Source organism: Inquilinus sp., assembly GCF_057815775.1.
This window is the reverse complement of sequence record NZ_JBYRFX010000010.1, coordinates 1-4,911: the sequence shown is the minus strand read 5'-3', so window position 1 is coordinate 4,911 and position 4,911 is coordinate 1. Positions and strand designations below refer to the sequence as shown.

Here is a 4,911-nt window from a genome sequence, read left to right as displayed (position 1 = left end):
TGCTCAGCCTCGACTGGATCGCACTGAACGGGGCGCTGCCGGCCCGGCCGGCGGGGCTGGTCGTCCATGTCTCGCTCGACCACACCCTGCACAATGGCTGGAGCATGGACCACCAGGCGCTGGCCCCGGTCGACCGGCTGATCGCCGCCGACCCGGACGCGATGGTCTCGGCGCTGTGCCGTGCCCTTGGCGCCGGCCCGCGGGCGGTGGAGGCGGCGGCCGTGCCGGTGCCGGACTCGCGGCCGGCTGATGACGCCGGTCCCCTTGTGGTGCCCGACCTGGCCTTTCACCTGCGGGCCGCGCTGGCCGGCAAGCCGGTGTCGCTGCTGCACCTGCCGCTGTCCTGGGACGGGGCGTTTTGGCCGTTCCGCCACCCGCTCGACTTCGTCGGCTCCGACGGCGGCGGCGGCATCGGCGGCGGGCCCGGCATCTCGGTCGGCGCCGCGCTGGCGCTGCGGGGCAGCGGCCGGCTGCCGGTGTCGATCTGCGGCGACGGTGACTTCCTGATGGGTGTCACCGCGCTGTGGACCGCGGTGCATTACCGGATTCCGCTGCTGCTGGTTGTCGCCAACAACCGCTCCTTCTTCAACGACGAGGTGCATCAGGAGCGCGTGGCCCGGATGCGTGGCCGCCCGGTCGAGAACAAATGGATCGGCCAGCGCATGGCCGACCCGGAGATCGACCTGGCCGGCATGGCCCGGGCCCAAGGCGCCGAAGGCTTCGGCCCGGTGACGACACGGGCGCAGCTGGTCGAGGCCTATGCCAGGGCGATCGCGGTGGTCGAGGCCGGCGGCGTCGCCGTGGTCGATGTCCGGGTCGAGCCCGGCTACACGCCCGCCATGGCCGGCGCCCTGACCCGCGAGACGAAAGCCGAGGAGGGGAAGAAATGAGCCTGGCGACCATGGCGCGGATTCCATCCGCCATTCCCCTGTCCGCGGCCCCGACCACGCCGGAGCCGGTGCTGGTGGTCGACGACGTGGTCCAGCGCTACGAAACGCGGGAGGGACCGGTCGTCGCCGTCGACCACATGTCGCTCGATGTCCGGCCCGGCGAGTTCGTCTCGGTCATCGGCCCGTCCGGCTGCGGCAAGTCCACCCTGTTCAACGTCATCGGCGGTCTGATCGCCCCGACCGAAGGCCAGGTCCGGGTGGTGGGCGAGCTTGTCTCGGGCCCGCATCCGGCGATCGGCATGGTGTTCCAGGAGGAATCGGCCTTCCCCTGGCGCACCGTGGTCGACAACGTCGCCTTCCCGCTCGAGATCCGCGGCATGCCGAAGGCGGAGCGGCTGGAGCGGGCGCGGCACTTCATCTCGCTGGTCGGGCTCGACGGGTTCGAGCGGCGTTACCCCTCCGAACTGTCCGGCGGCATGCGCCAGCGCGTGGCGATCGCGCGGACCCTGGCCTTCGAGCCCAAGATCCTGCTGATGGACGAGCCCTTCGCGGCGCTGGACGAACAGACCCGCCTGCTGCTCGGCGACAAGGTGATCGAGATCCAGCACGCGCTGCAGCAGACCATCGTGCTGATCACCCACAACATCGCCGAGGCGGTGCAGCTGTCCGATCGCATCCTGGTGATGACCTGGCGACCGGGGCGGACCAAGCGGATCATCGAGATCGACCTGCCGCGGCCCCGCACCTCCGAGATCGTCGGCAGCGAGGCGTTCGGCCGCTATGTCGCCGAGATCTGGAAGGATCTGCGCGAGGAGGCCAGCCGCGGCATGACCGAATCCGACCGTGCCGAGCTGGCGCGGGGCTGAGGCGATGGCGCATCCCGCAATCCGGCACGACCGATGGGCCCCCGCCGTGCTCGGCCTCGGCACGCTCGGCGCCGCGCTGGTGGTGGTCGAGATCCTGATCCGGGCCGGCCTGATCAACCGATTCGTCATGCCGCTGCCGTCGGAGGTCCTGCTGGCCCTGGAGCGGGTGGTGGCGGAGGAGGGGGTGCTGCACCGCTTCCTGGTCACCGCCGGCGAGGCGCTGGGCGCTGGTGTGATCCTGACCCTGGTCGGCGTGCCGCTGGGCATCCTGCTCGACCGCGTCGACCTGGTCCGCCGGGCGACCGAATCCTGGGTGGCGGGCTTCGCGGCGGCCCCGGTCGTCCTGGCCTATCCGCTGTTCCTGGTGGTGTTCGGGCGCAGCGCCTGGACCATCGTGATGATCGGCGCCCTGGCGGGGTTGCCGCCGGTGATCCTGAAGACGCTGGAAGGGCTGCGCGCGGTGCGGCCCGTGTTCGTCGATGTCGGCCGCAGCTTCAACCTCGGCGACTGGCAGCAGTTCCGCATGATCAAGCTGCCGGCGGCGCTGCCCAGCATCTTCGTCGGCATCCGGCTGGGCCTCATCTTCGCCCTGATCAATGTGGTCGGGGTCGAATTCCTGATCAATTTCGGCGGCCTCGGCCCGCTGATCAACGAGCTGGCCGAACGCTACGACCTGCCCGGCACCTATGCCGCGATCGCCTTCGTGGTGCTGGTCAGCATCTGCTTCTTCGCCGTGTTGGAAAGGATCGAGCGATGGCTGCGACCGGGATCGTGACCGGCGCGCGCCGGGGCGCTGTCGACCCGGTCCTGGCACTGCGCATCGCGATCATCGTCGTCGTGCTGGCGCTGTGGCAGGGCGTGGCGATGTCCGGGCTGCTGTATCGCGACGTCGTGCCCGGCCTGGGGGCGATCGCGGCCGCGCTGGTCCGGCTGGCGGGCAGCCGGGATTTCTACGGCAATCTCGGCGTCACCGCCGGCGAGGCGGGGCTTGCCCTGGCCATTGGCGGGATCGGCGGCCTGGCCGTGGGCATCGTGCTGGGCGGCAACCAACTGCTTGGCCGGGCCTTCGAACGCTACCTCTACTGGCTCGGGCCGACGCCGAAGATCATCTTCTTCCCGGTCATGATCATGTGGTTCGGCGTCGGGCCGGGCTCCAAGGTCGCGATGGGCGCCCTGTCCTGCGTCTTCCCGGTCGCGCTCAGCACGGCGGCGGCGATGCGCGGCATCGCCCCGGTGCTGGTCCGGGTCGGCCGCAGCTTCCGCGCCGGCCCGCTGCAGATGGTGACGAAGATCTATCTGCCGGCGATGCGCGAGCCTGTCATCAACGGCCTGCGGCTCGGCCTCGGCATCGCGATCATCGGCGTGCTTCTGGCGGAAACCAAGCTGTCGAACCAGGGCCTGGGCTTCCTGATCATGCAGGACTACCAGCGCTTCGACATGCCGGCGCTGTACGCCTTGCTGATCGCGATCTTCGCGATGGTGATCGCCGTCAACGCACTGGTGACGAGGCTGGCCGCGAAGGGCCCGCCGACCCGTGCGGCCGCGGCCAGAACGGGGAGAAAACCATGACTCGGATCGGGAGGATGATCGGCGCCATCGGCATCGCCATGACGCTGGGCCTGACCGCGGCGCAGGCCGCGGATATGGAGAAGCTGACGCTCGCCATCGGCCAGCGCGGCAACTGGGACACGGCGGTGCCGGAACTCGGCCAGCGAGCGGGGATCTTCAAGAAGCATGGGCTGGAGCTCGAGCTGCTCTATACCCAGGGCGGCGGCGAGACGCTGCAGGCCGTGATCTCCGGCAGCGCCCAGATCGGCGTGGCCGCGGGAACGCTGGGCGTGTTCGGCGCCTTCGCCAAGGGCGCACCGGTCCGCATCATCGGCGCCCAGGCCACCGGTGCGGCCGAATACTGGTACGTCCCGACGGACGCTGCGCTGCAGCGGCTGCAGGACGCGACCGCCGACACCACCATCTCCTATTCGACCAACGGGTCGTCCAGCAACAGCATGGCCGCCGGCTTCGTCGAACAGTACAAGCTGGCGTCGAAGCTGGTCGCCACCGGCAGCCCGCCCGCAACCTTCACCGCCGTGATGTCGGGCCAGGTCGATGTCGGCTGGGCGTCGCCGCCCTTCGGCGTCCAGGCGCTGCAGGACGGCAAGATCCGCATCGTCGCCCGCGGCAGTGACGTGCCATCGCTCCGCAACCAGACCGTGCGCGTGATGATCACCAGCGCCCCGGTGCTGGACGAGAAGAAGGACGCCATCGGCCGCTTCCTGCAGGCCTATGGCGAGACGCTGGACTGGATGTATTCCGACCCGGCTGCGGTCGCGGCCTATGCCAAATGGGTCGAGGTGCCGCCCGATATCGCCGAGCGCGTCCGCAACGATTTCTATCCCAAGGAAAACCTGCGGCTGAACCGGCTGGCCGGGATCGATGCCGCCATGACCGACGCGGTCGCGTTGAAGTTCCTGGCCGCGCCGCTCAGCCAGGACCAGCTCGCCACGCTGGTGCAGTACCCGACGAAACCGACCGAATGAACGTCCCTTCTCCCGGTATTGGAGTCGCCATGTCCGTCCCCCCGTCGCTTCCGGATCTCGCTTCGGTGCTGCCGCAGCATCGTTCGGCCTATTACGGCTGCGCCTGGCATGAGCCGAAAAGCGGCCGCCATGTCGAGGTCACCAGCCCCGGCTCGGGCCGGTCTCTCGGCACGGTGGCCGATGCCGGGGCCGCCGATGCCGAGGCGGCGATCGCGGCGGCGCGGGAGGGGTTCCGGATCTGGCGGGCGGTGCCGCCGCTGGAGCGGGCGAAGGTGCTGAAGCGCATCGCCACCATCGTGCGCGATCAGCGCCAGCTCGACTTCTTCGCCGGGCTGGTGACCGAGATGAAGGGCGCCTCGATCCCGATGGGGCCGGATGTGGTGAACTTCTCGGTGCGCGAGCCCTGGGGTGTCGTGACCAAGATCCTGCCCTGCAACCATCCCTTCATGTTCTGCGCCGGCAAGATCGCGGCGCCGCTGGCCGCCGGCACTGCGGTGGTGGTGAAGCCGCCGGAACAGGCGCCGCTGTCGTCGCTGCGCTTCGCCGAGCTGATCGACGGGCTGCTGCCGCCGGGCGTGTTCAACCTGGTGCCCGGCGGGCGCGAGGTCGGCACCGTGC

The 4,911-nt window shown here is 70.1% G+C and carries 6 protein-coding genes; all 6 read left to right on the top strand.

The window, feature by feature from the left end; all coding sequences use genetic code 11:
• Positions 1 to 890 (top strand): thiamine pyrophosphate-dependent enzyme (locus tag AC3XYG_RS00485; RefSeq protein ID WP_489137851.1); only part of this gene is annotated, 890 nt, incomplete at its 5' end.
• Positions 887 to 1,756 (top strand): ABC transporter ATP-binding protein, encoded by an 870-nt coding sequence (locus AC3XYG_RS00480; RefSeq protein WP_489137850.1) that lies wholly within the window; start codon positions 887 to 889, stop codon positions 1,754 to 1,756. The genes AC3XYG_RS00485 and AC3XYG_RS00480, both read left to right, overlap by 4 nt.
• Positions 1,757 to 1,760: 4 nt before the next feature.
• Positions 1,761 to 2,531 carry an ABC transporter permease gene (locus AC3XYG_RS00475; RefSeq protein ID WP_489137849.1) on the top strand — a complete coding sequence of 257 codons (771 nt, stop codon included), beginning with the start codon at positions 1,761 to 1,763 and terminating at the stop codon, positions 2,529 to 2,531.
• Positions 2,510 to 3,325, top strand: a complete 816-nt coding sequence (locus AC3XYG_RS00470) for an ABC transporter permease (protein WP_489137848.1) — start codon at positions 2,510 to 2,512, stop codon at positions 3,323 to 3,325. The genes AC3XYG_RS00475 and AC3XYG_RS00470 overlap by 22 nt, the downstream gene beginning before the upstream one ends.
• Positions 3,322 to 4,293 (top strand): ABC transporter substrate-binding protein, encoded by a 972-nt coding sequence (locus AC3XYG_RS00465; protein ID WP_489137847.1) that lies wholly within the window; start codon positions 3,322 to 3,324, stop codon positions 4,291 to 4,293. Before AC3XYG_RS00470 ends, AC3XYG_RS00465 begins: the two co-directional genes overlap by 4 nt.
• 29 nt (positions 4,294 to 4,322) lie before the next feature.
• Positions 4,323 to 4,911 (top strand): aldehyde dehydrogenase family protein (locus AC3XYG_RS00460; RefSeq protein WP_489137846.1); only part of this gene is annotated, 589 nt, incomplete at its 3' end.